This is a genomic window from Micromonospora sp. NPDC005324 (assembly GCF_040607155.1).
Classification (GTDB): Bacteria; Actinomycetota; Actinomycetes; order Mycobacteriales; family Micromonosporaceae; genus Micromonospora; species Micromonospora trifolii.
In genome coordinates this window covers 47693-73818 of the sequence record NZ_JBEXGE010000028.1, presented here as the reverse complement: position 1 = coordinate 73818, position 26126 = coordinate 47693, and the positions used below count along the sequence as shown (strand labels likewise).

Genomic DNA, 26126 nt, shown 5'->3' with positions numbered 1-26126 from the left:
GAAAACGTGGCGCGAGCGTCGGATCACCGTCTGACGCGGGCGTTGTCCCGGTGTGATCGGCCGTGCCCGTCGTCCCGGTCGATGCGCAGCTCGCGCTCCAACTCGGTGATGACCGCCCGCAGGTCGTCCAGCCGCTGGGTGAGCGCGATCCGGTCCACCTCGTCCGGCACGCCGTCGCCGTCCTCGTCGTACCCGGGAGCCAGTCGTTCGGTCATCTCCAACCGGCGGGCCTCCTCCATGGAGTTCACGATGACCGCGATGAGGATGTTGAGCAGCAGGTTGACGGTGATGACCACGTAGCTGACGTAGTAGAGCAGTGTCCATGGTGAGATCGCCATGCCCTGCTCGATGAGGTCCGGCAGCGTCTCCAGCGACAACAGCACGAACAGCGTCAGCAGCGACCGGCCGATGTCGCCGTACTCCTCCGGATACCTGTTGCCGAAGATCAGCCAGCCGGCCATGCCGTACACGTAGAGCGTCACCACGGCCAGGGCGAGGAACCCGGTGACGCCCGGCAGGCTGCGCCACAGCGCGGAGACGATGGTCCGCAGACCCGGCGAGAACCGCACCAGGCGCACCATGCGGGCGACCCGTACGACCCGCAGCAGCGCCGGGTCGCCGTGCAGGCCCGGGATGAAGATCGCCGCGATCACCACGAAGTCGAAGACGTTCCAGCCGTGCCGGAAGAAGTCCTGTGGGCGTCTGCCGTAGGCGGCCAGCCGGACGGCGATCTCGACGACGAAGACGGCCCGGAAGAACAGCTCCAGCCCGTGCAGCGCGGTGCCCGCAGGGCTCAGGTCGTCGTACGTCTCCAGGCCCAGAACGATGCCGTTGGCGAGGATGACCACGACGATGGCGATCTCGAAAGGTCGTGACCGGGCGAGCCGGTCGCAACGGTTGGTCCAACCCGAGCGGTGCCGCGGTGGTGTGGACGGACCACCCCGCTGGGCGGGCACGGGCGCGTCACTCACCAGTCGGCCGGTTCGATCACGCGGCGGTGCGGGTGGTGTGCGGGCATGCGCACCAGCCTAGCCAAGATCAATGACGGTGGGCGACCATCTGACTGCGAACGACGTTGGCAATTACAGTAGATCAGTGAGTGAGACACCGGCGAGCGACGGCCCCGACCGGCTGCCGATCTGGAGCAGGCCCGAACGCGGCAGCCGCGGCCCCGCTCCGGCGCACAGCCGGGACACCATCGTCGTGGCCGCCATCGCCCTGGCCGACACCGAAGGGCTGGCCGCGGTGTCGATGCGCGCCGTGGCCGCAGCGCTCGGCACTGGCGCCGGATCCCTCTACCGCTACCTGTCGTCCCGCGATGACCTGCTGGACCTGATGACCGACCGGGCCGCGGGCGAGCTGCGCCCGTACCCGCAGGTGAAGGGCGACTGGGTGGAGACGATGGTGCTGCTGGGGCGCCGGCAGTTGGCGCTGTTCGGCGCCCATCCCTGGCTGCTCGACGTGATCCACCGGCCCTCCGGCATCGGCCCGCAGAGCCTGGCCTGGTTCGACAACTGCATCCGGATCATGGAACCCGTGCGCTGCCCCGTCGCCGCCAAGTTCGAGGCCATCGCGATGATGACAGGCGTGGTGAGCCTCTTCGCCCGCCGCGAGTCCGCCGCCGGGGCGTTCAGCTTCGCCGGGGTGGACCCCGCGGCGTACCCGCACCTGGTCGCGGCGTTCAGTCAGCCCTCCGGGCCGGCGCCCAGGGCGGACCTCGTCGAGCGGACCCTGCGCAGTCTGCTGACCGGCCTGCTGCTCGCGGAGTCGACCGAGGCGGGCTGACCGCCTCGGCGTACCGGTGGTGTCTGCCGGTCCTCCGCGCACCTCGACGCCCGCTGAACTAGGTTTTCAATGGAGAGCGGGACCAGGCGGCCCCGCGCCAGCTGCCCAGAGGTGCGCGATGTCCGACCCTGATCTTGCCGACCTGCGCCAACGCGCCAAGGACGGTGACCGGGACGCGGTCGACCAGCTCGTCGAGCTCGCGGGGGAGCGGGGCGACCTCGCCGAGCTGCGGCAGCTGGCCGAGGACGGCAACGCCGACGCGGCGGCACAACTTGTCGAACTCGCCACCGAACTCGGCGACGCGGACGAGCTGCGGCGACTCGCCGACCGGGGCGACCGGGACGCCGCCGACCAACTCGTCGAGTTGGCCGCGGAGCGGGCGGACGTCGGTGAACTTCGCCGGCTCGCCGACGGCGGGAACCGGGACGCGGCCGACGTTCTGGCCGAGCTCACCGATGAGCAGGACGAGGCGGAGTAGTCGGCCGGGAAGCGGGAGTGCCCGCACCCGACGTCACGTCGCGCCGGTGAGGTACCGGCGGTAACCGAGAGCGGACTGCGTGAACCCGATGGACGCGTAGAACCGGTGGGCGTCGGTGCGCGCGGCGTTCGACACCAGTTGGACCTTGTAGCAGCCGGCCGCCGTCGCCTCGTCGAGCGCCGCCAGCATGAGGGCCCGGGCGACCCCACGACGGCGCCATCCGGGTGCGACCACCACGTTCTCCACCACCATGTACGGTCGCGCGCCGTGGGTGAGGTTGGGGGCGACGAGGGTGTCCAGGGTGCCCACGAAGGTGTCCCCGTCGACGGCCAGCAGGAGGCGGCGGCCGGCTTGGGCGTGCAGGTCGCGCCAGGCGGTGGTGAGCCGGGCGGTGTCCGGTCGTGCGTCGTCGGGAGCGAGTTGCCACAGCACGTCGAAGACCAGCTCGGGGTCGTCCTGCGCCACGGCGGCGCGGACGACGAAGTCACCGCCGTTCACCGGGTCGACGCCGACGTGTCCAGATCGGGCGGCTCGGCGTGCCGAAGTGACGGCCAGATGGGCCGGGAGAGCTGCTCATCGACGTGCCTCACCATGCCGTCGAGAATACGTCTGCTGCTTCACCGCGTGGCGGGCGGCGGCGATCGGGGTCCCGCCGCCCGCCACGCGGTGAACCCGGTCAGGCCCGCGCGGCCCGGATGGCGTCACGCAGCGGGGTGCTCGGCCGGCCGAGCAACCGGCTGAGGTCGTCGCTGTCGGTCGCCAGCTCGCCGTTGGCGATCGAGTGGTCGAGAGCGGCGACGAAACCGGCGGTGCCCGCGTCCAGGCCGACGTTCTCCAGGGCCGAGGCCAGCTCGGCGGCGGACATGTCCTGGTGGACGACTGTGGTGCCGGTCACCTCGGTGACGGCCTCGGCCAGCTCGTCGAAGGTGAACGCGGTGCCGCCCAGTTCGTAGACGGCGTTGCCGTCCTCCTCGCGGGTAAGCGCGGCCACGGCCGCCCCCGCGTAGTCGGCCCGGGTCGCGGCGGAGATCTTGCTGCCGCCGCTGGCGCCGAGGATCGTGCCGGACCCCAGGTACTGCGGCAGCTGGTCGGTGTAGTTCTCGGTGTACCAGCTGTTGCGCAGCACGGTGTAGGTCAGACCGGACGCGGCGAGGACCTCCTCGGTGGCTTTGTGCTCCGGCGCGAGCGGGTTCGCCGTGGTGTCGGCCTTGAGGATGCTGGTGTAGACGAGACGCTCCACCCCGGCGAGCTTGGCGGCGTCGATGACCGCGGTGTGCTGCGCGACGCGCTGACCGGGAGTGTCGCCGGAGATCAGCAGCAGGCGGCGTACGCCCGCCACGGCGCCGGGCAGCGTCGACGGGTCGTCGTAGCTGGCCTTGCGGATCTCGACCCCGCGCGTGGCCAGGGCGGCGGCCTTCTCCGGGCTGCGAACGATGGCGGCGATCTCGGCAGCGGGTACGCCGCTGTCGAGCAACTGCTCGATCACCAGGCGGCCCAGCCGGCCGGTGGCGCCGGTGACGGCATAGGTGGGCATGAGAACCTCCGGAGGGTAGGGGCAGATCAGTAAGCACTTACTAATCTACAGCACTAACCAAGGTGCGGCGTGGGATAGGCTGGTGAGGTGAGCGACATGCCGGCCCAGGACCCGGCGGGGCCTACCCAGGAATTCGTCAGCGATGTCTTCGCCCGAGGGTGCACCTCCCGTGCGGCCTTCGAGGACGTCACCTCGAAGTGGGCCTCGCTGGCCCTGTTGGCGCTCGGTGAGGGCCGCTACCGGTTCAACGCGCTGCGTCGCCGCATCGACGGGGTCAGCGAGCGGATGCTCTCCCAGACCCTGCAGGCCCTCGAACGCGACGGAATGCTCACCCGCGAGGTGCTCACCGCGATCCCACCGCGCGTCGAATACTCGCTGACCCCGCTCGGCGCCCGGGTCGCCGAGCAACTGCGGGGCCTCGCCGATCTGCTGGAGGCCTCGGTGCCCGAGTTGCAGACCGCCCGCGACAGCCGCGAGCACGACCGGGGCTGACTCGAAGCCCGCCCCGACGAACGTCGGTCGACGCCGCTAGTTGTCGTCCTGCGCGCAGATCGTTGTCATTCCGGCCAGGTAGCTGGCCAGCGTCGGCAGGCCAGCCTCGGCCCGGCGCCGCTCGACAGCCGGCTCGTCGGTGATCGGAGTCGTCGGGACGGGGCCGTCCGGTCCGCAGCGGACCTGTGTGCCGTACCCCTGGGGCTCGCCCTTGCCCACAGCGACCCGGTCCTCGTGGTCACCCCCGGAAGGCGCGGACCGCGACCTGTCTCAGGTGTTCAGCGTCTCGCGCGGCGGCACACCGAAGCTGGCGTGGTATCGCGCGGTGAACCTGCTGTGGCTGGCGAACCCCCACCGACTGGCGATCGCCGAGACCGTCTCCTGCCTCGGGTCGGCGCGGACCAGGTCGTGGTGTGCCCGGACGAGCCGGACCCGACGCAGGTAGGCCATCGGGGTGGTGCCGAGGTGACGGCGGAAGGCGAGTTGCACCGCCCGGAGGGAGACGCCGGCGGCGCCGGCGATGTCGGCCGCGCTGATGTCCCGGTCGGCGTGCTCCTCCAGGAACGCGATCGCCCGTCGCAGCGTGGCGGTGGTGGCGTCGTTCCGGTCCGCGGCGGTCGGCTCGGTGAACGCGGTGTTGGGGAAGACCGCGAGCGCTGCCGCGGCCAGCATCCGGGCGGCGTTGCCGATCACCAGCGCCTGGGCCCCGGCGGCCGGGCTGTTCAACACGACGTCACGGACGAAGCTGGTGGTGTTGCGCCACTGCCGGGCGAGGGTCGTACTGGCGGCACCGAGCTCGGTGAACTCGATCCGACCGGGCCGGCGGGCCGGCGCGGTGGTGGCCACCTGCGCCAGCACCGACAGGTCCAGCACGCAGAGTTCCACCTCGCCAGGATGCCAGTGGACGGTGCACGGCTCCTGGGGCCTGGTGACGAGGAAGGCCTCGCCGGGGCCGAACCGGTGGGCCGATCCGGCGCAGGAGCGATCGACGTGCGCGGTGCGCGTGCGACCGATGACCAGCCCGCCGAGGGTGCTGGCATCGATCTCGAGGTGCCCGGTCTGGCGGGTGGTAGCGATGGCGAAGGGGCCGGTGTCGACGCGGTGGTGGGTGAGCCGATAACCGTTCCGGCTCTGAATGCGCAGTTTCGGGTCGTACGTGGCGGACAGGAATTCCTGGATGACAGCCGGGTCACGGCTGTCGAACTGGTGGGTCTGCACTGGCGATGACGTCATCCGCTGTCTCCGTCCGGTGGAGGTGCCGCCGGGTGCTGAAACGGTGCCGACGGCAGGTTCGGGACGTGCCGGGGTGCTCGGCGGTGACCCGGCACATCGTTGGCCGGCGGTGCGGGGGGATGGAACGTCGCGAGCGGGACGGCAGCGACCGGTGGAGCGTGTCGGATCTGGTCTGACCATTTATCGAAGCTGAGGCGCAATATCTGTAGGTGGGAATGTCACCATACGACAAGCACTGACGTCCGTCCCGCGAATCACTGTGCTGTGTCGGCAGCTCGACTTCGTTTTCCGGCTAGCGCGCCGAATGGCTCTACGTCTGCTGTCCTAGCCACTCGCCTGGCCGACAGCGAAATCTTGTTCATGATTCGTCGAAGGACGAACGGGTCACTGCCGAAAGGCCGACCCACTGAGGGGGAAGCGTTGGACAGTACCGATCCTGACCGCGTCGTTCGGCTGGCCGTCGCCGAGGCGCTGGCCCGGGTGGCGGACGAGGACAGCCTGGGCCTGGGCGAGGGGGACGCGCTGGAGAGGCTCGGGCGTGGGTTGCGTGAGGTGCTGCGCCGGGCACTCGACGACCGGGTGCCACTGACCACGCCGGACTTCGTCGACCTCTGCCGCGACCTGGGTCTGCACCGTGACGCCTTCGACCTGCTGGGGCACTACCTGATGACCGCCTTGCTGACCCAGCACGTCGGACCGGACGCCCTGATTCGCGTCGGGGCGCTCTTCGGCACCGTCGGGCGCTACCTGCCCGGTGCCCGTCCGGTAGCCCACCGCAACGAAGGCGCAGCGGCGCGGCGACGCGACGTGCGCTCGGACAACAGCGTCGTCGGTCGGTACCGCCGCGCCAGGCTGCCCGAGCACCTCCCCAACCCGCCGAGCTGGACCTGCACCGGATGCGGCCGCGAGTGGCCCTGCGCCACCAAGCAGAGCCAACTGCTCGCCGAGTTCGGTGGAGCGCGCGCCTCCCTCGCTGTCTATCTCGGCTCCTGCCTCGTCGCCGCCGCTCAGGACCTGCCCACATTGCCGTTGCCCCGGGTCCGGCTCCGATTCCTTGGCTGGCTGCCGCGGGCCCGGATCTGACCGGGCCGTCGGCGGGACACCGCTCGGCGAACGCCCTGACCCGGCCCGGCCGAGGCCGGTCCCGACTGGACACTGCGCGATCGCACTGTGACCCGCTGCTGCCCCCTCGGCGCTTCGCGCAGGTCGGGGCAGGGTGTTCATCGTGCGCACCGGCCGCGTACGGCGGGTGTTCACCGCCTTCTCCGAGGCTCCTCGAAAGAGCATTCGCTTGATCGAGGAGAGGCTCTCACGTGAGAGACAAGCATCCCGAAGAGGCCGAGCACGCGCAGCTGTCCCGGCGAAAGCTGGTCAAGTACGCGGGTGTCGGCGCGACGCTGGCCGCGGCCAGCCCGCTGGTCGGCGCCGGCGCGGCGTGGGCCGACGAGGACCGCCGGCCGGGTGACGACGACAAGACCGACCGGGGTAACTCCAAGAACCGGGCGTGGCGTGCGGGCGACCACCACATCCACTCCGAGTACAGCGGCGAGTTCGACACCACGAAGTCCCCGATCGTCTTTCACAAGGGCGCGGACGCGGTCTACCCGATCGTCACCAACGCCATCATGGCGAAGAACTTCGGGCTGACCTGGGCGATGTGCACCGACCACGGTGGACCGACCCACTCGAAGGTGAACATCGAGCAGGCATACCCCGACCTGCTGCGGTCCCGCAAGCTGGTCCCCGAGGTGCTCCAGTTCTGGGGCATGGAGTTCGACGCGCCCTCGCTGGACCACCACACGCTGATGATCCCGCGCCACGAGGACGAGGCGAAGCAGCTCTTCGAGCTGGAGAGCCGGTTCGCCAAGTACGACGCGTTCCCCACCGACCCGGCCCGCGACACCGAGGCCAAGATGGTGGAGTTCCTCAAGGTCGCCCGGGGCATGCCGCACAAGCCGCTGGTGATCGCCCACCACGCGTCCCGTTCGGCGCCCGGTCTCGGCGTCTACGGTCAGGACACCCCGCGCGAGTTCCGCAACGGCAACAACGCCGCGCCGGACGTCTACATCGGCTTCGAGGGCGCCCCCGGTCACCAGGCCGGTCCGCTCAACGGTGGCAAGCGGGGCGGCTACGGCAACCACCCCACCTACGGCGGCTTCGACCAGATGACCGCCCGGGTCGGCGGCCTGTGGGACTCACTGCTCGGCGAGGGCCGGCGCTGGTGGATCACCGCGACCTCGGACTCGCACGTGCACTGGACGCGCGGTGGCTCCGACTTCTGGCCGGGCGAGTACAGCAAGACGTACGTGCACGCCCGCCAGGACTACGGCGACATCATGGACGGCCTGCGCAACGGCCGGATCTGGGTCACGACCGGTGACCTGATCCGCAGCCTCGACGTCACCGCCACGTCGCAGGGCAGGACCGCCGAGGTGGGCGAGACGATCACGGTGAGCCGTCGTGGTCGTACCGATGTCGAGATCGAGATCACGTTCCGCCCGCTGGGTGGGGCGAACGCGAACGGCGACCGGCCCGAGGTCCGCCGGGTCGACCTGATCGTCGGCCAGATCACCGGCCCGAGCGCCAGCCTGGACGCCGACACCAACCCCACCACGAAGGTGGTGGCCCGGTTCGGCCCGCGGGACTGGCGCCGGCAGGGCGACAGCTACGTCATCCGGCACACACTGCGCAATGTCGAGGCGGACACCTACGCGCGGGTGCGCGGCACCAGCACCGACGAGGCCGAGCCGCTCGCCGATGGGCTGGAGAGCCCGTGGGACGACCTGTGGTTCTACTCGAACCCGGTCTTCGTGCACGTGCGCTGACCGAATGCGGTAGCGACTTCGCGGGCCTGTCCGGCACCGCTCGACGGACACGTCGGGTGGTGCGGGGCCGGCCCGCCCCGCTGTATCCGCAGGTCAGTCGGGCCTGCTGCGGCGGGCTCGGGGGGTGGCGGTTCGCCCGCTCCGCGCTGCCGCGGCGCCGTTCCGGCGCGCTGCGGGTGCCGGGTCGGCCTGCACCTGTGTCACCACCTCGCAGAGGTCGCGCAACGGGTCCACCGCCTGGGCCGAGCAGGCGACCTTCTGGAGCAGTGACCGCAGCGCCGCCGACTCGGTCGGCGTCAGCGCCCCCAGCAGATGCGACTCGACCTGCCGCAGCGCCAACCGCCGCTGTTCCCAGGCGGCACGGCCGGCGTCGGTGACCTCGACCAGCCGGTTGCGCCGGTCGGCCGGGTCCGCGCGTCGGGCCACGAAACCGGGCCGCTCCAGGTCATCGATCAGGTACGTGAGGACGGTGCGGTCGATGCCGATCTCCTCGGCGATCGCGCCCTGGTTTCGGGCCGGCCCGTTGCTGGCCGCGGTGAGCAGTTGGTAGCCGCGCGGACCACCGGGGAAGTCGGTGAGCGCGTGCTCGGCCGCCCGGACGTAGCCGCGGAAGACGATCCCGAGCATCCAGCCCAGGTCGTCGTCGAGCGGATCGGGCCGGTCCGGCCGGTGAGAGGCACCCGTCATCCCCCGACAATACCGCAGTGAGACAGACCTTGTTGGCAGAAGATGTTCTGCGTGGCATAAGGTTAAGGCCACGACGCATCGCCTGAGGCGTCGGGGAAATCGGGAGGCTCGCAGATGAGCGACTACGGCCACGACCTGGTCTTCGGCTCCTTCGTCACGCCCAGCGCTGACAATCCGGACCGTGCGGTCGGTGTCGCCGTCCTGGCCGAGCAGGTCGGGTTGGACCTGGTCACCTTCCAGGATCACCCGTACCAGCCGGCGTTCCTCGACACCTGGACGCTGCTGAGCTTCGTGGCGGCCCGCACCAGCCGGGTGCACCTGGCGGCGAACGTGACGAACCTGCCACTACGCCCGCCGGCGGTCCTCGCCCGCAGTGTGGCGAGCCTGGACCTGCTCAGCGGCGGCCGGGTCAGCCTCGGCCTCGGGGCGGGGGCGTTCTGGGATGCCATCGAGGCGATGGGCGGCCGGCGGCTGACCCCCGGCCAGGGCGTGCGAGCGCTGGAGGAGGCCATCGAGGTCGTCCGTCAGGTCTGGGACGTCGAGACGCGTGGCGGGGTGCGGGTCGACGGCGAGTTCTACCGCGTGGTGGGCGCCAAACGTGGCCCCGCTCCGGCCCACGCGGTGCCGATCTGGCTGGGCGCGTACAAGCCCCGGATGCTCCAGCTCACCGGTCGTCGGGCCGACGGTTGGCTGCCCACGCTGGGCTACCTCCAGCCCGGTGATCTGGCCAAGGGCAACGCGATCATCGACGACGCCGCGCAGCAGGCCGGCCGGTCCCCGCAGGACGTGCGTCGGCTGCTCAACATCGCCGGAGAGTTCTCGACCGCCGGGCGCGGCCAACTGAACGGGCCTGCCGAGCAGTGGGCCGAGGAACTGGCCGAGCTGGCACTGGAGGAGGGTGTCGGCACCTTCATCCTGGGCAGCGACGACCCCGACGACCTGCGCCGCTTCGCCGGCGAGGTGGCCCCCGCCGTCCGCGAGCTGGTCGCCGCCGAACGTGACCGGGGCGCGGCTCCGGAGCGTACGCCGGAGCCGGACCCGGACCCGGTTGTCGCGCCGCCGGCCCGGGCGAGCCGCGCCACCGCGACCGGCGGCGCGTTCGCAGTGGTGCCGACCCCGGACGACGGTGTACGGCGAAGCGGGCAGCAGGTGTGGGACGAGTCGGTCCGGCCGACCGGACCCGCGCCCGACCCGGAGCGCACCTACACCCCGCAGGAGCAGGCCACCGGCGCGCACCTCGTGCAGATCCACGACGGCCTGCGCGCGGAGCTGGCCCAGATTCACGACCTGATCGAGCAGGTGGCGGCCGGCGAGATCGACGCCGGCGCGGCCCGGTCCCACATCAACACGATGACCATGCGGCAGAACCGGTGGACGCTCGGCGTCTACTGCGAGTCGTACTGCCGCATCGTCACCACCCACCACACGATCGAGGACCAGTCGCTCTTCCCCCGGTTGCGGGCGCGGGACGCCCGGCTCGGCCCGGTGGTCGACCGGCTGGAGCAGGAACATCACGTCATCCACGACGTGCTGGAGGGTGTCGATCGGGCCCTGGTCGCGTACGTCGGGTCTCCGGACGGCATCGCCGAGCTGCGGGCAGCGGTGGACCTGCTGACCGATGCTCTCCTGTCGCACCTCAGCTACGAGGAGCGGGAACTGGTCGAGCCGTTGGCGCGGTTGGGCATCGCCTGACCAACGCGCCGCCGCGGCGGCTCGGGGTTGCCCCGATCAGATCTGAGAGGCTACTCTCGAAACATGCCTCTCAAGAATCCGTACGGGGATTTCGAGATCACCGAGCCGCAGGCGCTGCGGGCGTTGGCCCACCCGGTCCGGCTGGCGATCCTGGAGCACCTTCAGCGCCACGGCCCGGCCACGGCCACCGGGCTCTCACCGCACGTCGGCGCCACACCGTCGGTGGTCAGCTGGCACCTGCGGCACCTCGCGACGTTCGGCCTGGTCATCGATTGGGATGGCGCCACCAGCAAGCGGGAACGCTGGTGGCAGGCGGCAGCCCGAGGCTTCCGCTTCACGGTGCCCGAGGGCACCGAGGGGAAGTCCGCCAGCCAGCAGCTGCGCGGCGAGATGTTCGCCCGCAACGCCGACGCACCCCAACAGTGGCTGCTGCATGAGGAGCCCCGACTGGACGACGAGTGGCGCGCGCTGGCCGGCATGGCCGACACCCGGTTCGTGGCCACCGCGGCCGAACTGCGGCAACTGGAGGAGTCGATTGAAGAGCTGATCGCCCCGTACGTGCGGCGCAAGGAGAAGCCGGCCCCGGCCGACGCGCGGATTGTCCGGATGCTGCGCTATCTGCTGCCCGAGCCCGGCGACGACGACCCGGCCGCGTCATGACCGCCATTGACGCCCCCACCGAGACCGACACCGGGCCCCCGCCGGCCCTGCACCGTGACCGGCGCTTCCGCACCTTCTGCATCAGCGAGACGATCTCCCACTTCGGCGATCGGATCAGCGAACTGGCCCTACCGCTGATCGCCGTCACCCTGCTCACCGCCACACCTGTGCAGGTCAGCGTCCTCACCGCGCTGATCTGGCTGCCCAACCTGCTGGGCCTGTTCCTGGGTGCCTGGGTGGACCAGCGCACCCACAAGAGGCGACTGCTGATCATCGCGGACCTGATCCGCGCCGCGGTGCTGCTCAGCCTGCCGGTGGCCTACCTGTTCGACGCGATCACCCTCAGCCAGCTCTACCTGGTGGCACTGCTCACCGGCTTCGGCGCGGTGCTCTTCGCCATGGCGCGTCAGGCGTTCTTCGTCGGCCTGGTGCCGCGATCGGCGTACGTGGACGCGAACAGCAAGATGAGCATGAGCCGGTCACTCTCCTTCATCGCCGGCCCGGCCGTCGGCGGTGGGCTGGTCCAGGCGCTCAGCGCTCCGGTCGCGATCGTCGTCGACGCGGTCTCCTTCCTCGGCTCCGCGCTGCTGCTCAGCCGCATCCCGGTGACCGAGCCTCCGCCACCGCCGAGTCGGACGTCCACCCTCGGCCTGGTCCGCGAAGGGCTCGTGCTGGTACTGCGGCACCCGGTGCTGCGGGCCGCCCTCGGCTGCACCAGCACTGTCAACTTCTTCACCTTCATCGCCGGCGCGCTGCTGGTGCTCTACGCCAGCCGCGAACTCGGCCTGTCGGCCGGCGCGATCGGCATCGCCCTCGGCTGCGGCGCGATCGGCGGATTCATCGGCGCGGCGCTCGCACCGCGGGTCTCACGCGCCATCGGTCTGGGCCGTACCGCCATGATCGGCGCGGTGCTCTTTCCCGCGCCGCTGGCGCTGACCGCGCTGGTGTCCGGACCCACCTGGACGAAGGTTGCCATGCTGGCGGCCATCGAGCTGGTCTCCAGCGTCGGGGTGATGCTGATGGACGTGAACCTCAACGCCCTCCTCATCGCTGTGACACCCGCCGACGCGCTAGGACGCCGGGCCGGTGCCTACAGCGCCGTCAACTACGGCATCCGACCACTCGGCGCGCTGGTCGGCGGCGCGTTGGGCACCACCATCGGGCTGCGGCCCACCCTGGCCATCGCCGGCCTGGGTGGCCTGCTCGCCGTGCTGTGGTTGCTCGCGTCACCGGTGCGCCACATCCAGACCCTCGACGCGACCTGAGGGCTGCGGGGTTGCGGCTGGCCTGGGTCTGCCGCACCGGCCAGCGAGGGTCAGCCGGCCTCCGCCAACAGAACCCGGGCCAGCTCGGCGGGCTGGGAGAACATCGGCCAGTGGCCAGTGGCCATCGTGAAAAGTCGCCATTGGTCACTGGTCAGCAGTTTCGCCACAGTGTCGTTGGGCTCAGGCCCGTCGAGCAGGCACTTGACGTACGTCGCCGGCAGCTCACCCAGAGGGCGGCTCAGCACCGCCGGCTCGGTCAGCGTCGCACCCGGGTGCGGAGTGGAACCGTCGACCAGACGCGCGATCTGCTCATCGGTCAGACCCTGACCGTCGAAGTCGGCCGCGCCGAGCGGAGCCCAGTAACCGTCGTTGTCGGCGATCTGCGCCTCGAAGGCGGCCGAGCCCTGCCACCAGCCGGAGGCGAACGACCCACCGTCGACCGGCACCTCGGAGTCCACGAAGACCACCCGGGCCAACCGGTCGCCGATCCGCTCGGCGGCCTGACCCACCGGAATGCCCGAGTAGCTGTGCCCGACCAGCACCACGTCGTGCAGGTCACCGCGCTCGATCTCGTCGACGATGTCCTGCACGTGGGTCTGCTGCCCGGCGGGCACATCCCGCCGGTCCGCAAGGCCGGAGAGGGTCAGCGGGTGCGTGCCGTGGCCGGCCGCCCGCAGGGGCGGCACCACCTCGTCCCACGCCCACGACCCCAGCCACGCCCCCGCCACCAACACGAATTCAGCCATGGCCAGGAGCCTAACGCCGACCTGCGACAATTCGGCGGGTCACGACCAGGTGCGGGCCTCGGCCGCGAACACCTCCGGTGGACTCGCCACCGGAAGCACACAGAGCAGGTGGCCACCGGGCGCCCGCAGGATCCGGCACTCCAGCCACTCCGACACCTCGGTGGCACCCAGAGCCATCAACCGTCCGGTCTCGGCTGGCACGTCGTCGGTCTCGATGTCGAGGTGGAAGCGCGGCGTGTCATCGACCGCCTGGACCGCGGTGACCAGGCCCGGCAGTGCCTTGTGCAGGCCGACGAAGTGCGGCTCGGCCGGATCGGACCGGGTGCTGACGCCGAGCGCCGCCGACCAGAACTCCGCCGCCCGGGCGGCCTCCGCCTCGGGAGCGTCGATCAGCAGCGCGTAGACCCGGCTTCGGTGCATGCCGCCCAGGATATCGAAGATCCGGGGGTGCCGCTCGACAGCCGCCAGCGCTGCCTGACCAGACGATCAGGCGTGGTCCCGTGCGGGCGGCCCGGCCTCGGCCGTTATCCGGTAGACCTGGACCGGGTAGTCGACGGCTAAGTGCCCGCCGTTGAGCCCGGCGCTCAGCCGGTCGGCGGCGCCGGGGGGCCGACCCGGGCGGCGAGCCGCTTAGGGGCCATGACGCAGTAACTCTCGGTGAGCAACTCACCCACCTCCTCCCAGTCGGTGTTCCCGTCCAGGACCATGCCCATCACGTTCGGACTCCAGTCCGGTTTGTAGAAGGGGTGCCCCGAGGCGAGGAGCCCGGCGATCTCGTCGAGTGGCGACCGGAAGGTCAGCAGGCAGGCGGGCCGGTCGAGTGCGGCGGCCCGTGCGTGCACCGGCTGGCGTTCGGGGTCGACGGTGAGCACGTGGGCGATGGTCCGCTTGCGGATCCGCCAGCGGGTGCCCACCCAGGCGGGCTCCTCGTAGGTCTCCGGCAGCCCGAGACAGATCGGCCGCAGTCGGTCGAGGACCTCGGGTGGGACATCTCCGGGTGCGGTCACGGGCAACGACGCTAACCGGTCGGTGTGACACGTTCCGCTCGTCGACCCCGCCCGGGCCGGTGGTGCGCGCCCTGTCGATCGGCCAGGATGGGCGGGGCGACAGTGGGCCGTCGCCCCGGCCCGACCCGCCCCCGTGCCCGCTGAGGAGTGCCGTGCCGTCCATCCTGCTCTCCCGCCGTGACCTCGACTTCCTGCTGCACGAGTGGCTGCGGGTGTCCGAGCTCGTCGAGCGCCCCCGCTACGCCGAGCACTCTCGGGAGACGTTCGACGACGCCCTGGATCTCGCCGAGCGGGTGGCCACCGAGCAGTTCGCCCCGCACAACCGCGCCGCCGACCTGGCCGAGCCCACCTTCGACGGGCAGCGGGTGCGGTTGATCCCGCAGGTCCGGGCGGCGTTGGACAGCTTCGCCGAGACGGGCCTGCTCACCGCCGGGCTGGACGCCACTGTCGGTGGCCTGCAACTGCCGCACGCCGTCGCCGCGGCCTGCTTCACCTGGTTCCAGGCCGCCAACGTCGCCACCTCGGCGTACCCGTTCCTCACCCTGGGCAACGCCAACCTGCTGCTGGCCCACGGCAGCCCCGAGCAGGTGGACACCTACGTCCGGCCCATGCTGGACGGCCGGTTCTTCGGCACCATGTGCCTGTCCGAGCCGCACGCCGGCAGCTCACTGGCCGACATCACCACCCGTGCGGAGCCGCAGGCGGACGGCACGTACCGGCTGTTCGGCACCAAGATGTGGATCTCCGGTGGTGACCACGAGTTGGCCGAGAACATCGTCCACCTGGTGCTGGCCCGCATCCCCGGCGCGCCGGCCGGGGTCAAGGGCATCTCGCTGTTCATCGTGCCCAAGGTGCTGGTCGGCCCGGACGGGTCGCTCGGCGAGCGCAACGACGTGGTGTTGGCCGGGCTCAACCACAAGATGGGGTTCCGGGGCACCACCAACACCCTGCTCAGCTTCGGCGACGGCGCGCACACCCCGGCCGGCCGCGCCGGAGCTGTCGGTCACCTGGTCGGCCCGCCGCATCAGGGTCTGGCGCAGATGTTCCACATGATGAACGAGGCCCGGATCGGGGTCGGGGCGGGCGCCACCGCGCTGGGTTACACCGGCTATCTCAAGAGCCTGGCGTACGCGAAGGAGAGGCCGCAGGGCCGGCCGGTCGGCGCGAAGGACCCGGCCGCCGCGCAGGTACCGATCATCGACCACCCTGACGTACGACGGATGCTGCTGGCGCAGAAGAGCTACGTGGAGGGGGCGCTGGCGTTGGTGCTCTACTGCGCGCGGCTGCTCGACGAGCAGAAGACCGCCCCGGCCGAGGCCGACCGCGAGCGCGTGCACCTGCTGCTGGACGTGCTCACCCCGATCACCAAGAGTTGGCCGTCGCAGTGGTGCCTCACCGCCAACGACCTGGCGATCCAGGTGCTCGGAGGGGCCGGCTACACGCGCGACCACGACGTGGAGCAGCACTACCGGGACAACCGGCTCAACCCGATCCACGAGGGCACCCACGGCATCCAGGCACTGGATCTGCTGGGGCGCAAGATGACCATGCAGGGCGGCGCTGGTCTTGCCCTGCTGACCACAACGATCGGCGACACGGTCGAGCGGGCCCGAGAGGCCGGGGGAGAGGCGGCCGAGTTGGCGGACCGGCTGGCCGCCGCGGTGGACCGGGTCACCGCTGTCACCCGTCAACTCTGGGCCGACGGTGACGCGGTGCTCGCGCTGGCCAACGCCAGCGCCTACCTGGAGGCCGTCGGTCACGTGGTGATCGCGTGGATGTGGTTGGAGCAGGTGCTGGTGCTGCCGTCGGATGGGGGCGGCGACGCGTTCCACGCCGGCAAGCGGCAGGCCGCCCGCTACTTCTTCCTGGTCGAGTTGCCCCGGACCGGCCCGCAGTTCGACCTGCTGGAGAGCCGGGACCGGACCACGCTCGACATGCGCCCGGACTGGTTCTGACCGGCCCCGTCGCCGGTCACCGTCGGCGGGACTGGTGGCTCACGGCCTGCCGCCCCTTGACGACGCCCCAGACGATCACGATCACCAGCGCGATCACACCGATGATGATGAGCCAGCGGACCGCCTCGAGGATCAACCCGAGCAGGATCAGCACGCCGGCGACCACGCCGACGACCCAGAGCAGTGCACGCATGTCGACCTCCAGTAACCGGCCGCGCCTGGTGCGGCCGACCCGGTTTATCGTTCCCCGTCCGGCCGACACCATGCGCGAGTGGCGTACTCGAGTCGATCAGGGGCCGGTACGCGCCACGTAGACGGTGTTGGCCGACTCCCCACCGGTCAGTGGGTTGGCGAACGGCACGACATGCGCGCGGACGCTCGTGAACACCTCGGCAAGCGCCGCGGTGAACTCGGCGTCCGGCGGGTCGTCCGACCAGAGCGCGAAGACGCCCTCGGGGCGCAGCAGGGCGGCCAGGCGGCGCAACCCGGCCGGCGGGTAGAACGCCGCGTGGCTCGGGTGCAGGACGTTGCGCGGGGAGTGGTCGACGTCGAGCAGCACCGCGTCGAACCGCCGACCGGGCACCTCGGTGTCGAAGCCGGTGTCACCGGCCACCGCCGCGAAGAAGTCGGCCTGCACGAAGCGGGTCCGGGGGTCCTCGGCGAGGCCTGCCGCGAACGGCAGCAGCCCTCGTTGGTGCCAGTCGATCACGTCCTCGATCGCCTCCACCACGAACAGCGAGCGCACCCGGGGGTCGCCCAGCGCCGCGCAGGCGGTGTAGCCCAGCCCGAGACCGCCCACCACCACGTCGAGCGAGTCACCGGCCACCTCGGCGAGACCCAGCCGGGCCAGCTCGATCTCCGCGACCGGGAAGAGGCTGGACATCAGGTACTCGTCGTCGAGCTTGACCTCGTACACCTCGACCTGGAGTGCCGGGTCCTGGCGTCGGCGCAGGCTGATCGCGCCGATCGGGGTCTCCCGCCAGGCCAGCTCTTCGAAACGCGCGCCCACGGGTGCCCTCTCGCCGCCAGATTCGTCCACGGATGGTAGCGGTTGCCCTTCGACGGGCGGCGACGCAGGGTCCGCAGGAGATCGACGCAGCGCATATCCTGTGCCCGGCCGATCCACCGGAGGGGACTCATGCCGTCGCGGCAGGACCAGCTGCACTCTTACCAGTTCAGCGTCCAGCGGGCAGTCGCCGCCCTGGTAATGCGGGAGACCGACCCCGCGCAGTCGCCGTTTCGGCGACTGGCCGGCGCCGGCCTGGCCAGTGTCCTGGTCGCGGCGATCGGGCTCGGTGGTTTCGCCCTCTACGGCCTGTTCGCCGGCGGCGGCAAGGGTTGGCGTGACCCGGGCGCGGTGATCGTGGAGAAGGAATCCGGCGCCCGGTTCGTCTATCGCGAGCAGAAGCTGCATCCGGTGCTCAACTACGCCTCGGCGCTGCTCATCGTCGGCGCGGACCGGTCGAAGACCGTTCTGGTGTCCCGACGCACGATCGACGGGGTCCCGCGCGGGCTGCCGTTGGGCATCGCCGACGCACCCGACTCGCTGCCCGCCCCGGGCCGGCTGGCCGCCTCGGCGTGGACGGTCTGCTCGACGGTCCCGGCCGGCGCGGCCGTCGAGGCGCCCCGCTCGGCGTTGCTGATCGGCACCGAGCCCGACGGCGGTCGGCCGTTGGGCGACGACGCGCTGCTGCTGCGCCATCCCGACGGTGGGCTGCACCTGGTCTGGCACCAGCGGCGCTACCTCGTCCGTGATCCCAGCCGGGTGCTGGCGGCTCTCGCCACCACCCGGGCCCAGGCGGTTCCGGTGGCGCCGGCACTGCTCAACTCGCTGCCCGCCGGCACCGACCTCGCCCCGCTCGATCTGCCCGCGCTGGGTCGGCCCGCCACCCGGGTGCCAGGCGCCGCGATCGGCACTGTCTACCTGGTGAGCAACTCCGGTGGCGGCCGGCAGTACGCAGTGGCGCTCGACGCCGGCCTGGCCGGCATCACCGAGTTGCAGGCGGGGTTGTTGCTGGCCAGCACCGGGCAGGTCGAGCCGGCGCCGATGACGTTGGGTCGGTTCGCGGCGCTGCCCACGGTGCCTGATCTCGCCCCGACCGGCCCGAACGCCCCGCCACCGACCCCGCCCCGGCTCGCGGCCGGCGACGGCGGGGCGCTCTGCACCCGCATCGGCGACGACGGCGGGGTTGGTGAGGTGCGCTGGGGCGTACCGCTGCGGGACCTGACGGCCGTGCCCCGCACCGCGCCGACCGGCGGCGCGGTGCTGGCCGACCACGTGGTGGTGGAACCGGGCCGCGGCGCTGTGGTCGAGGCCGCCGCGGCGCCCGGAGCGACCGGCGGCGCGGTCTCAGTGGTCACCGACCTGGGCCGACGGTACGTGCTGGCCGACCGGGAGGTGCTCCCGATGCTCGGCTACCGCGACGTGCGGCCGGTGCGACTACCGGCCGGGCTGGTCAGCCTGGTGCCTGCCGGCGCCACCCTCGACCCGGCCGCCGCCCGCGCCGTCGCCGCCCCGGACTGAGGACGACCCGGCCCCGCACGGGGCCGGTTGTCAGTCGGCCGGGCGGCGCAGGACGGTGACCGCGAACGGGGCGTCGTCGCGCCACGGGCGCAGGTCCCAGGTGGCGAAGCGCTGCTCCACGCGCAGCCCGGCGGCCACCGCGTCGGCGTCGAACGCGGTCAGCGGGTAGCCGCGCTCGGTGCCGAAGCCCACTGTCAACACGCCATCGGGTCGCAGGTGCGCGGCCACCCGGCGCAGCACCGCCGGTTCGGTGCCGACGGCGACGAAGGCGAGCACGTTGCCGGCCAGCACCGCCGCGTCGAACGGCTCCGCCTCACCCAGTGCCGGCAGATCCAGCTCGGCGAGGTCGGCGACCAGCCACGTCGGGCCGGGATAGTCGGCGCGGGCCGCATCCACCAGCGCGGGATCGGCGTCCACGCCGACCACCGTGTGCCCCCGGTCGGCCAGCGCGGCACCGACGCGGCCGGTGCCGCTACCGGCGTCGAGAATGCGGGAGCCGGGCGCGACGAGGGCGTCGACCAGGCGGGCCTCGCCGGCCAGGTCCGCACCCTCGGCCACGAGCTTGCGGAACCGGTCGATATACCACTGTGAGTGCTCGGGGCCGGTGTCGGTCGCCCAGCGGGTCGGGTTGGCCATGAGGCCACCGTATCCGGGGCGGTGGGGGCCGGGCGGGCGACCCGGACGAGACGATCATCCCTTCTCCGCGCCGCTGGTCAGCCCTTCGGTGAGCAGCCGTTCGCTGGCGAAGAAGAGGATCACGATGGGCAGGGTGAGCACCACCGACCCGGCCATCAGCACCGTCTTGGGGACCTCCACCCCGTCGGCGAGCAGGGACAACCCCAGCGACACCGTCCACCGGTTGGGTTTGTCGACCAGGAACAGCAGGGCGAAGAGGAACTCGTTCCAGGCGATCATGAAGTCGTAGAGCGCGACCGCCATGATCGACGGCATGGCGAGGGGCAGGCTGACGCGCCGGATGATGCCGAGTCGACCGGCGCCGTCGATGGCGGCGGACTCCTCCAGACTGACCGGGATGGTCTCGAAGTAGTTCTTCAGCATGTAGACCGACACCGGCAGCGTCTGCGAGATGTAGACCAGCACCAGACCGAACAGCGAGCCGCGCAGCCCGGCCCGGGTGAAGACCACGAACAGCGGGATCGCGATGACGATCGACGGGAACAGGTAGACCGCCAGGAACAGGAAGTCCACCTGCCGCCGGCCGAAGAACCGCAGCCGGGCCACCGCGTACGCGCCGGGGATCGCGACCAGGAGGGTGAGCACCGTCGCCGCGACGGCGACCAGCCCACTGTTGCGGATGAAGGTGAGGAAGCCCTGGCCGCCGTCGTCGGTGGCCTTGAGCACCTCGGCGTACGTGGCCACTGTCAGCTCACCGAAGCCGACCACCAGCGCGCCGGGGTCGAGCAGCAGCCGCTCGATGGGTCGCACCGAGAGCACCAGCATGTAGTAGAAGGGGAACACCGTGATCACCAGGAAGACGGCGATCACCAGGCGGCGCAGCCAACGCAGGCTCACCGTCTCGACCACGTCCCGGTCCATCAGCCCACCCTCCGTCCGAAGAAGCGCAGATAGATCAGCACGAACACGATGAGCACCACGGCCAGGACGACCGCCTGCGCGGCCGCGGCCCCGATGTCGGTGCGGGCGGTGAGGAACTCGTACACCCGCACGCTGACCACCTCGGTGCCGGCCGCACCGCCGGTGAGCAGGTAGACGTCGTCGAACTTGTTGAACGTCATGATGAAGCGCAGCACGCCCAGCAGGGCGATCACCGGCAGCAGTTGCGGCAGCAGGATGTGCCGGAACCGCTGGGTGGGGGTGGCGCCGTCGACCCGGGCGGCCTCCTCCAACTCGCCGGGCACCGCCTGGAGCCGGGCCAGCAGGAACAGGAACGCGAACGGGAAGTACCGCCACGCCTCGAAGACGATCACCGTGGCCAGCGCTGTCGACTCCTGGGTGAGGAACGGCACCGGGGCGTCCCAGCCCAGCAGGCGTTGACCCCACGCGTTGACGATGCCGAGCTGTGGGTCGAGCATCACCTGCCAGACGAACGTCACAGCGACCACCGGCGCCACGTACGGCAGCAGCATGGACGCCCGGACCAGGGTGCGACCCCGGAACGGCCGGCGGACGACCAGGGCGGCCACCAGGCCGAGCAGTATCGACCCGACGGTGCCGCCGATGCTGTAGATCAGCGTGACCCACAGCGTCTCGGCGAAGCCGGGGGTGTGCAGCACCCGGTCGATGTTGTCCATTGTGAACTCGCCGAACAGACCGGTCTTGCGCAGCGTGGCCAGCCGGACCCGCTGGAAGGCGAGCACCACCGTCCACACGATCGGGATGCCGATGACAGCGATGGTGACGAGCAGGGTCGGTGCGACCAGCGCGAGCCCGGCCCGGGATTCGCGGCGGCGCAGGGTCAGCGGTCGGCGCCGGGGTGGCGCCGACCGCTCCCTGGTGGGGGAGCGGCCGGGGCCGGGCGCGGTGGTGGTCAATTGACGCCCGCCTTGATGGCGTCCACGTCCTTCGTGGCGCGGCCGGCGGTGGCCGCCGCGTCGGACTTGCCGGAGACGAGGTCGCCCAGCACCTTGGGCACCGGCAACTCGCCGAGCATGGCGCCGACGAGTTTGCCCTGCCCCTGGGTGAGGCCCCAGCGCCCGAAGGTGTCCGGGCTGCGGCGCAGCGTGGCCAGCACCTCTTCGCCGTACACGTCGGTGAGGGGCTTCTTCGCGTCCACGCCCGCCTGGCTGGTGTTCCAGGCGGTGAGGTACGCCTCGGGCTCGGCCGTGGTGCCCTTGCGCACCGGGAAGCGGCCCTCCGGGGACATGCCGAACCAGCGCGGGTAGCCGTCGCCGAGCATGTACTCCACGAAGGACTTGGCCGGGTCGGCCGCTGCGCCGTCGAGCACGGCCCACGAGCTGATCTCGCCGTACTGGGCCGGCTCGGTGCCGTTCGGGCCCTTGATCGCGGTCACGAACCCGCTGTTCTTCGCGAGGAACGCCGGGTCCGCCTGGCACTGGGGGCAGGTCGGCTTGGCGTCGTTGCGCAGCCCGGCCAGCTCGTCGAGGATGAACGGCGACCAGATCACCATGGCCGCCTTGCCCGCGAAGTAGGTGGCCCGAGTGGTGTCCACGTCCTGCGCGCCCTTCACCGAGCTGGTGCGGATCAGGTCACCGTAGAAGCGGAACGCCTCGACGCACTGGGGCGAATCGAGTGTCACCTTCCCCGAGTCGTCGGTGAGCTGGCAGCCGTTGGCCAGCGCCAGGTGCTCGAAGGTCTGCTGGGTGAACACGTCGCTGGGGGCGGTCGCCGCGGTGATGCCGGCGACGCCGCCGGTGTTCAGTCGGGCCGCGGCGGCGGTGATCCGCTCGTACGTGTCGGGGGCGGGCAGGCCGGCCGCGGCGAACAGGTCCTTGCGGTAGACGAGCAACTGCCCCCACCCGTCGCTGGGCACGGAGAGCTGTTTGCCGTCGTCGGAGGTGAGCTCCAGCGCTCGCGGGGAGAACGTCTGCCTGCCCAGCTTGTCGACGACCTCCGCGTTCGCCGAGGCGTGTAGCAGCTCGTTGCCGGCGAGCGTACGGATGCCGGCGAGGGAGACCGACCCGACCACGTCGGGCAGGTCACCGGCGGCGGCGTTGGCGGCGATCAGTGAGGGGAACTGGTCCTCGTTGACGGTCACGAGATCGACCTGGATCCCGGTCTTGGCGGTGAAGTCGGCGATGATCGCCTTGGTGGCGGTGACCCGGTCGGCCACGTCTTCCAGGCTCCAGACGGTGATCTTCTTGCTGTTGCTGTCGGATTTATCGTCGCCGCAGGCCAGCAGGGTGGACGTGGTCAGTGCCAGGATCAGTGTGGTGGCGAGTATCCGCCTCGGAGGTGCTGACATCGATGGCACTCCTCTCGAAGGGTACAAGAATGATCCAACACGTTCGATTTATCAATAGCAAGACATATCGCGATTTTTTGCTATCCTGGAGCCCAGTGCTACCGGGATGTGACACATGGGCAACTGGGTGGTCTCTCTCGCCGGGCCTCGACGCATCAGCCTCGAGCCCTGCCCGCCGGATCCGCTCGGCCCCGGCCAGGTCCGAGTCCGCACCTGCTACTCGGGCATCTCCGCCGGCACCGAGCTGACTCTCTACCGGGGCAGCAATCCCCGGCTCAGCAAAGACTGGGACGACGCCGCCCGGATGTTCGTCCCCCGACAGACGCCGGTGCCCTATCCGTTGATCGGCTTCGGCTACGAAGAGGTCGGGGAGGTCATCGAGGTCGCCCCGGAGGTCACCGACCGGCATCCGGGGCAGCTCGTCTGGGGCATCTGGGGGCACCGGGCCGAGGCCGTGCTCGCCGCCGACGCGGTCCGTGCGCTCCCCACCGGGCTGGATCCGCTCGCTGCGGTCTTCGCCCGCCCCGGCGCCATCGCGCTGACCGCCGTGCTCGCCGGTGACCTGCACCTCGGCGACTGGGTCGGCGTCTTCGGCCAGGGCGTCATCGGGCTGCTCGCCACCCGGCTCGCGGTGCTCTCCGGGGCCCGGGTGGTGGCCGTCGACACGGTGCCCGACCGGCTGGAGCACGCCGCCCGCTACGGCGCGCGATCCGCAGTGGACGCGACTGTCACCTCCGCTGCCGCCGTGCTGCGTCAGGCCACCGGCGGTCGGGGGGCCGACGTCTGCCTGGAGCTGTCCGGCGCGTACCCGGCGCTGCACGAGGCGATCCGCTCCACCGCCCACGCCGGCCGGGTCGTGGCCGCAGGCTTCTACCAGGGCCAGGCCGACGCGCTCGGCCTCGGTGAGGAGTTCCATCACAACCGAATCCAGTTGGTGGCCGCCCAGGTCTCCGGGCCCACCCCCGCGCCGAGCATGGCCGGCCGGTGGACCGGAGACCGGGTCGCGCAGACCTTCATGGACCTGGTGGCCGACCGCAGCGTCGACCCGCTGCCGCTGGTCAGCCACATCGTCGACGCCAGCGCGGTCGCCGACGCCCTCGCGCTGCTCGACCGCGGCGCCGGTGACGTCCTCCAAGTCGTGCTGAGGTTCCCATGACCACCATCGCGCTGGCCTGTCAGGAACAACTCCTGCCGGGCACCAACCTGATCCAGAAGTACGCCCTCGCGGCCGCCCTCGGCTACCAGGGCATCGAGCTACGCGGCCGCGGCGACCTGGCGTTCGCCCGTCGGCTGCCCGAGCTGCGCCGGGCCCGCGCCGCCGGGGTGGTGATGCCCACCGTCTGCGTCGAGATGGACCACTTCATCGGCGACTTCGACAGCGCCCGGTCCGCTGACGCCGTCCGCAACCTGCGCTCCCAGCTCTCGGTGATCGCCGAGCTGGGCGGCGTCGGGGTGATGACCCCGGCCGCCTGGGGGATGTTCTCCCGGCGACTGCCGCCGTTCGAGCCGCCCCGCCCGCCGCACGGCGACCGGCAGGTGCTCCTCGACGCCCTCGGCGAGCTGGGCGAACACGCCCAGGCCGAGGGGGTCGCCCTCTTCCTGGAACCCCTCAACCGGTACGAGGACCACATGGTGAACCGTCTCGACGAGGCGGTGGCGCTCTGCGCCGCGCTCGGGCTGCCGTCGGTCCGGGTGGTCGCCGACACCTTCCACATGAACATCGAGGAGGACGACGTGCACCGCGCGCTGCGCGCCGCCGCGCCGTACCTCGGGCACGTCCAGGTCAGCGACTCCAACCGGTACCAGCCCGGCGCCGGGCACCTGGACTGGCCGGCGCTGGTGCGTACCCTGCTGGAGCTGGACTACCGGGGCTGGCTGGCGCTGGAGTGCCGGCTCCGCGGCGACCCGGTCCGGGCCCTGCAACAGGCCGCCACGGTGCTGCGACACGCGCTGCCCCGGCGGGCCGCCGCGTGACCGCCGCCGCAGCCCGCACCGGCGGCCCGACCGACCTGGCGGGGTTGCGTCGGCTCGCTGTCGACACGCTCGACGCCAACTGGGAGCACGACCACACGGTGCCCTCGCGCACGCTCTACCCGCACCAGTGGAGCTGGGACTCCGCGTTCATCGCGATCGGGTTGGCCCAGGTTCGCCCCGACCGCGCCTGGCGGGAGCTGGCGAGCCTGTTCCGGGCGCAGTGGGCCGACGGACGGGTGCCGCACATCGTGTTCAACTCGGCGCTGCGGGTCGGCGCGTACTTCCCCGGGCCGGAGATGTGGCGTTCGGCCGACGCGCCGGGCGCGCCGACGGTCGCCACCTCCGGCCTGGTCCAGCCGCCGGTGCACGCGCTCGCCGCGTTGCTGGCGTACCGGCGGGCGCCCGACCCCACCGGCCTGGCCGCGCTGCGCCGGCTCTACCCCGCGCTGGTCGCCCAACAGCGCTACCTGGCCGACCGGCGGGACGTCGCCGGTGACGGGCTGGTCTGCATCGTGCACCCGTGGGAGTCCGGGTTGGACAACAGCCCGGCGTGGGACGAGCCGATGGCCGCGGTACCGGCCGAGGCGGCCGTCATGCGCGCGTACCGTCGGCACGACACCACGCACGCCGACGCCACGCAGCGCCCCACGGACCTGGACTACGCGCGCTACCTGGCGATCGTCGCCGCCTACCGCGACCAGTGCTACTCCGACCGCGACCTGGCCGCCGGTCACCCGTTCCTGGTGGAGTGCCCGCTGTTCAACGCGGCGTTCGGGGCCGCCGAACACGCCCTCGCCGAGATCGCCGCGCTCGTCGGCGGCGACCCCGGGCCGCACCGGGCCCGCGCGGCCCGCGTCACCGAAGCCCTCCTCCGCCGGCTGTACGACAGTGACACCGGCACGTTCCAGCCTCGTGACCTGCGCACCGACCGGCTGGTGAGCGCCCGTACCGTGCTCGGGCTGACCCCGCTGATCCTGCCCGACCTGCCGACCCGGCAGGCCGACGCGCTGGTCGTCGAGGCCCGGTCGGCGCGCTTCGGGGTGGCCCAACGGATGGACCGGCCGCTGCCGACCTACGACCGCACCGCACCCGACTTCGAGCCGCTGCGCTACTGGCGTGGGCCGAGCTGGCTCAACATCGGCTGGCTGGTCGGGCGGGGGCTGCTCGGGCACGGGCACCCGGAGTTGGCCGCCGGCCTGCGCCGTTCGATGATCGGTCTGGTCGCCGGGGCCGGCTGCCACGAGTACTTCCACCCCGACACCGGCGCCGGGCTGGGCTCACCGGCGTTCAGCTGGACCGCCGCGCTGCTGCTCGACCTGCTCGCCGACTGAGCGCGCCGCCGGGTGGTAGCGTCCCCGATCCCGG

27 protein-coding genes and 1 pseudogene are annotated in these 26126 nt (G+C 71.6%); 13 read left to right on the top strand and 15 right to left on the bottom strand.

Annotation, left to right across the window (positions count from 1 at the left end):
* Window positions 1-23: 23 nt before the first annotated feature.
* The gene (locus ABZS40_RS25645) at window positions 24-971 is read right to left on the bottom strand and encodes an ion transporter (RefSeq protein ID WP_354946034.1); all 948 of its coding nucleotides are present in this window, start codon (window positions 969-971) and stop codon (window positions 24-26) included.
* A gap of 124 nt (window positions 972-1095) precedes the next feature.
* Here ABZS40_RS25645 and ABZS40_RS25640 point away from each other — a divergent pair, with 124 nt between their 5' ends.
* Entirely contained in the window at window positions 1096-1785 is a 690-nt protein-coding gene (locus ABZS40_RS25640; RefSeq protein WP_354946033.1) for a helix-turn-helix domain-containing protein, read from the top strand.
* Window positions 1786-1903: 118 nt separating this feature from the next.
* On the top strand, window positions 1904-2263 hold the full coding sequence (locus tag ABZS40_RS25635; RefSeq protein ID WP_354946032.1) for a hypothetical protein: 360 nt from the start codon (window positions 1904-1906) through the stop codon (window positions 2261-2263).
* A gap of 33 nt (window positions 2264-2296) precedes the next feature.
* Here ABZS40_RS25635 and ABZS40_RS25630 read toward each other — a convergent pair whose 3' ends face one another.
* Both ABZS40_RS25630 and ABZS40_RS25625 read right to left on the bottom strand, forming a co-directional pair.
* Window positions 2297-2761, bottom strand: a complete 465-nt coding sequence (locus ABZS40_RS25630) for a GNAT family N-acetyltransferase (protein WP_354946030.1) — start codon at window positions 2759-2761, stop codon at window positions 2297-2299.
* Window positions 2762-2939: 178 nt separating this feature from the next.
* Window positions 2940-3797 carry an SDR family oxidoreductase gene (locus ABZS40_RS25625; RefSeq protein WP_354946029.1) on the bottom strand — a complete coding sequence of 286 codons (858 nt, stop codon included), beginning with the start codon at window positions 3795-3797 and terminating at the stop codon, window positions 2940-2942.
* Window positions 3798-3893: 96 nt separating this feature from the next.
* Here ABZS40_RS25625 and ABZS40_RS25620 point away from each other — a divergent pair, with 96 nt between their 5' ends.
* Window positions 3894-4289 carry a helix-turn-helix domain-containing protein gene (locus ABZS40_RS25620; protein WP_354946068.1) on the top strand — a complete coding sequence of 132 codons (396 nt, stop codon included), beginning with the start codon at window positions 3894-3896 and terminating at the stop codon, window positions 4287-4289.
* A gap of 36 nt (window positions 4290-4325) precedes the next feature.
* Here ABZS40_RS25620 and ABZS40_RS25615 read toward each other — a convergent pair.
* Window positions 4326-4511, bottom strand: a pseudogene (locus ABZS40_RS25615) (DUF6624 domain-containing protein); the annotation flags it as partial.
* 48 nt (window positions 4512-4559) lie between these two features.
* Complete coding sequence (locus ABZS40_RS25610) at window positions 4560-5522, bottom strand: helix-turn-helix transcriptional regulator (protein ID WP_354946028.1); 963 nt, start codon at window positions 5520-5522, stop codon at window positions 4560-4562.
* A gap of 420 nt (window positions 5523-5942) precedes the next feature.
* Between ABZS40_RS25610 and ABZS40_RS25605 the strand changes: the two genes are divergently transcribed.
* Window positions 5943-6605: a hypothetical protein gene (locus ABZS40_RS25605; RefSeq protein ID WP_354946027.1), complete on the top strand. Its 663-nt coding sequence runs from the start codon at window positions 5943-5945 to the stop codon at window positions 6603-6605.
* 230 nt (window positions 6606-6835) lie between these two features.
* A complete protein-coding gene (locus tag ABZS40_RS25600) occupies window positions 6836-8347 on the top strand; it encodes a phosphoesterase (RefSeq protein WP_354946026.1) in 1512 nt (503 codons plus the stop codon).
* 93 nt (window positions 8348-8440) lie between these two features.
* Here ABZS40_RS25600 and ABZS40_RS25595 read toward each other — a convergent pair whose 3' ends face one another.
* Window positions 8441-9034, bottom strand: coding sequence for a MarR family winged helix-turn-helix transcriptional regulator (locus tag ABZS40_RS25595; protein ID WP_354946024.1), 594 nt, complete (start codon window positions 9032-9034; stop codon window positions 8441-8443).
* A gap of 114 nt (window positions 9035-9148) precedes the next feature.
* Here ABZS40_RS25595 and ABZS40_RS25590 point away from each other — a divergent pair, with 114 nt between their 5' ends.
* The 3 genes from ABZS40_RS25590 (at window position 9149) to ABZS40_RS25580 (ending at window position 12651) form a co-directional block, all read left to right on the top strand.
* Window positions 9149-10726, top strand: a complete 1578-nt coding sequence (locus ABZS40_RS25590; protein WP_354946023.1) for an LLM class flavin-dependent oxidoreductase — start codon at window positions 9149-9151, stop codon at window positions 10724-10726.
* 63 nt (window positions 10727-10789) lie between these two features.
* On the top strand, window positions 10790-11386 hold the full coding sequence (locus ABZS40_RS25585) for a helix-turn-helix domain-containing protein (protein WP_354946021.1): 597 nt from the start codon (window positions 10790-10792) through the stop codon (window positions 11384-11386).
* On the top strand, window positions 11383-12651 hold the full coding sequence (locus tag ABZS40_RS25580) for an MFS transporter (protein WP_354946020.1): 1269 nt from the start codon (window positions 11383-11385) through the stop codon (window positions 12649-12651). Before ABZS40_RS25585 ends, ABZS40_RS25580 begins: the two co-directional genes overlap by 4 nt.
* Before the next feature lie 50 nt (window positions 12652-12701).
* Here the strand turns inward: ABZS40_RS25580 and ABZS40_RS25575 are convergent, their stop codons facing one another.
* The 3 genes from ABZS40_RS25575 to ABZS40_RS25565 all read right to left on the bottom strand — a co-directional run bounded on the left by ABZS40_RS25575 (window position 12702) and on the right by ABZS40_RS25565 (window position 14404).
* On the bottom strand, window positions 12702-13397 hold the full coding sequence (locus tag ABZS40_RS25575; RefSeq protein ID WP_354946019.1) for an alpha/beta hydrolase: 696 nt from the start codon (window positions 13395-13397) through the stop codon (window positions 12702-12704).
* A gap of 39 nt (window positions 13398-13436) precedes the next feature.
* Window positions 13437-13817, bottom strand: a complete 381-nt coding sequence (locus tag ABZS40_RS25570) for a VOC family protein (RefSeq protein ID WP_354946017.1) — start codon at window positions 13815-13817, stop codon at window positions 13437-13439.
* Between the two features lie 164 nt (window positions 13818-13981).
* Entirely contained in the window at window positions 13982-14404 is a 423-nt protein-coding gene (locus ABZS40_RS25565; protein ID WP_354946016.1) for an MmcQ/YjbR family DNA-binding protein, read from the bottom strand.
* A 152-nt stretch (window positions 14405-14556) separates the two neighbouring features.
* Here ABZS40_RS25565 and ABZS40_RS25560 point away from each other — a divergent pair, with 152 nt between their 5' ends.
* Complete coding sequence (locus ABZS40_RS25560; protein WP_354946014.1) at window positions 14557-16359, top strand: acyl-CoA dehydrogenase; 1803 nt, start codon at window positions 14557-14559, stop codon at window positions 16357-16359.
* Window positions 16360-16375: 16 nt separating this feature from the next.
* On the opposite strand, the gene ABZS40_RS25555 is transcribed toward ABZS40_RS25560, so the two are convergent.
* Together ABZS40_RS25555 and ABZS40_RS25550 are read right to left on the bottom strand one after the other, a co-directional pair.
* The gene (locus ABZS40_RS25555; protein ID WP_238677404.1) at window positions 16376-16552 is read right to left on the bottom strand and encodes a hypothetical protein; all 177 of its coding nucleotides are present in this window, start codon (window positions 16550-16552) and stop codon (window positions 16376-16378) included.
* A gap of 96 nt (window positions 16553-16648) precedes the next feature.
* Window positions 16649-17368, bottom strand: a complete 720-nt coding sequence (locus ABZS40_RS25550) for a spermidine synthase (RefSeq protein ID WP_354946013.1) — start codon at window positions 17366-17368, stop codon at window positions 16649-16651.
* 129 nt (window positions 17369-17497) lie between these two features.
* Between ABZS40_RS25550 and eccB the strand changes: the two genes are divergently transcribed.
* A complete protein-coding gene (gene eccB, locus ABZS40_RS25545) occupies window positions 17498-18883 on the top strand; it encodes a type VII secretion protein EccB (RefSeq protein WP_354946012.1) in 1386 nt (461 codons plus the stop codon).
* Between the two features lie 30 nt (window positions 18884-18913).
* On the opposite strand, the gene ABZS40_RS25540 is transcribed toward eccB, so the two are convergent.
* Genes ABZS40_RS25540 through ABZS40_RS25525 form a run of 4 tightly spaced genes read right to left on the bottom strand, consistent with a single transcriptional unit; the run spans window position 18914 to window position 22787 of the window.
* Window positions 18914-19519, bottom strand: coding sequence for a class I SAM-dependent methyltransferase (locus ABZS40_RS25540; protein ID WP_354946011.1), 606 nt, complete (start codon window positions 19517-19519; stop codon window positions 18914-18916).
* 54 nt (window positions 19520-19573) lie between these two features.
* Window positions 19574-20440 carry a carbohydrate ABC transporter permease gene (locus ABZS40_RS25535; protein WP_091406739.1) on the bottom strand — a complete coding sequence of 289 codons (867 nt, stop codon included), beginning with the start codon at window positions 20438-20440 and terminating at the stop codon, window positions 19574-19576.
* Entirely contained in the window at window positions 20440-21396 is a 957-nt protein-coding gene (locus ABZS40_RS25530) for a sugar ABC transporter permease (RefSeq protein ID WP_210785044.1), read from the bottom strand. Before ABZS40_RS25530 ends, ABZS40_RS25535 begins: the two co-directional genes overlap by 1 nt.
* Window positions 21393-22787, bottom strand: coding sequence for an extracellular solute-binding protein (locus tag ABZS40_RS25525; protein WP_354946010.1), 1395 nt, complete (start codon window positions 22785-22787; stop codon window positions 21393-21395). The genes ABZS40_RS25530 and ABZS40_RS25525 overlap by 4 nt, the downstream gene beginning before the upstream one ends.
* Window positions 22788-22902: 115 nt before the next feature.
* Here ABZS40_RS25525 and ABZS40_RS25520 point away from each other — a divergent pair, with 115 nt between their 5' ends.
* Genes ABZS40_RS25520 through ABZS40_RS25510 form a run of 3 tightly spaced genes read left to right on the top strand, consistent with a single transcriptional unit; the run spans window position 22903 to window position 26092 of the window.
* Window positions 22903-23943, top strand: a complete 1041-nt coding sequence (locus ABZS40_RS25520) for a zinc-binding dehydrogenase (RefSeq protein ID WP_354946008.1) — start codon at window positions 22903-22905, stop codon at window positions 23941-23943.
* Window positions 23940-24761, top strand: a complete 822-nt coding sequence (locus ABZS40_RS25515) for a sugar phosphate isomerase/epimerase family protein (RefSeq protein ID WP_354946007.1) — start codon at window positions 23940-23942, stop codon at window positions 24759-24761. The genes ABZS40_RS25520 and ABZS40_RS25515 overlap by 4 nt, the downstream gene beginning before the upstream one ends.
* Window positions 24758-26092, top strand: coding sequence for a hypothetical protein (locus ABZS40_RS25510; protein WP_354946006.1), 1335 nt, complete (start codon window positions 24758-24760; stop codon window positions 26090-26092). The genes ABZS40_RS25515 and ABZS40_RS25510 overlap by 4 nt, the downstream gene beginning before the upstream one ends.
* Window positions 26093-26126 lie beyond the last annotated feature (34 nt).

Excerpts from the sequence above, each read along its gene's own strand:
- ABZS40_RS25625 (WP_354946029.1), bottom strand. The coding sequence starts at position 3,797 with ATGCCCACCTATGCCGTCACCGGCGCCACCGGCCGGCTGGGCCGCCTG.
- ABZS40_RS25590 (WP_354946023.1), top strand. The coding sequence starts at position 9,149 with ATGAGCGACTACGGCCACGACCTGGTCTTCGGCTCCTTCGTCACGCCC.
- ABZS40_RS25520 (WP_354946008.1), top strand. The coding sequence starts at position 22,903 with ATGGGCAACTGGGTGGTCTCTCTCGCCGGGCCTCGACGCATCAGCCTC.
- ABZS40_RS25575 (WP_354946019.1), bottom strand. The coding sequence starts at position 13,397 with ATGGCTGAATTCGTGTTGGTGGCGGGGGCGTGGCTGGGGTCGTGGGCG.
- ABZS40_RS25610 (WP_354946028.1), bottom strand. The coding sequence starts at position 5,522 with ATGACGTCATCGCCAGTGCAGACCCACCAGTTCGACAGCCGTGACCCG.
- ABZS40_RS25555 (WP_238677404.1), bottom strand. The coding sequence starts at position 16,552 with ATGCGTGCACTGCTCTGGGTCGTCGGCGTGGTCGCCGGCGTGCTGATC.
- ABZS40_RS25635 (WP_354946032.1), top strand. The coding sequence starts at position 1,904 with ATGTCCGACCCTGATCTTGCCGACCTGCGCCAACGCGCCAAGGACGGT.
- ABZS40_RS25620 (WP_354946068.1), top strand. The coding sequence starts at position 3,894 with ATGCCGGCCCAGGACCCGGCGGGGCCTACCCAGGAATTCGTCAGCGAT.
- ABZS40_RS25595 (WP_354946024.1), bottom strand. The coding sequence starts at position 9,034 with ATGACGGGTGCCTCTCACCGGCCGGACCGGCCCGATCCGCTCGACGAC.
- ABZS40_RS25570 (WP_354946017.1), bottom strand. The coding sequence starts at position 13,817 with ATGCACCGAAGCCGGGTCTACGCGCTGCTGATCGACGCTCCCGAGGCG.
- ABZS40_RS25515 (WP_354946007.1), top strand. The coding sequence starts at position 23,940 with ATGACCACCATCGCGCTGGCCTGTCAGGAACAACTCCTGCCGGGCACC.
- ABZS40_RS25585 (WP_354946021.1), top strand. The coding sequence starts at position 10,790 with ATGCCTCTCAAGAATCCGTACGGGGATTTCGAGATCACCGAGCCGCAG.
- ABZS40_RS25540 (WP_354946011.1), bottom strand. The coding sequence starts at position 19,519 with ATGGCCAACCCGACCCGCTGGGCGACCGACACCGGCCCCGAGCACTCA.
- ABZS40_RS25580 (WP_354946020.1), top strand. The coding sequence starts at position 11,383 with ATGACCGCCATTGACGCCCCCACCGAGACCGACACCGGGCCCCCGCCG.
- ABZS40_RS25535 (WP_091406739.1), bottom strand. The coding sequence starts at position 20,440 with ATGGACCGGGACGTGGTCGAGACGGTGAGCCTGCGTTGGCTGCGCCGC.
- ABZS40_RS25525 (WP_354946010.1), bottom strand. The coding sequence starts at position 22,787 with ATGTCAGCACCTCCGAGGCGGATACTCGCCACCACACTGATCCTGGCA.
- eccB (WP_354946012.1), top strand. The coding sequence starts at position 17,498 with ATGCCGTCGCGGCAGGACCAGCTGCACTCTTACCAGTTCAGCGTCCAG.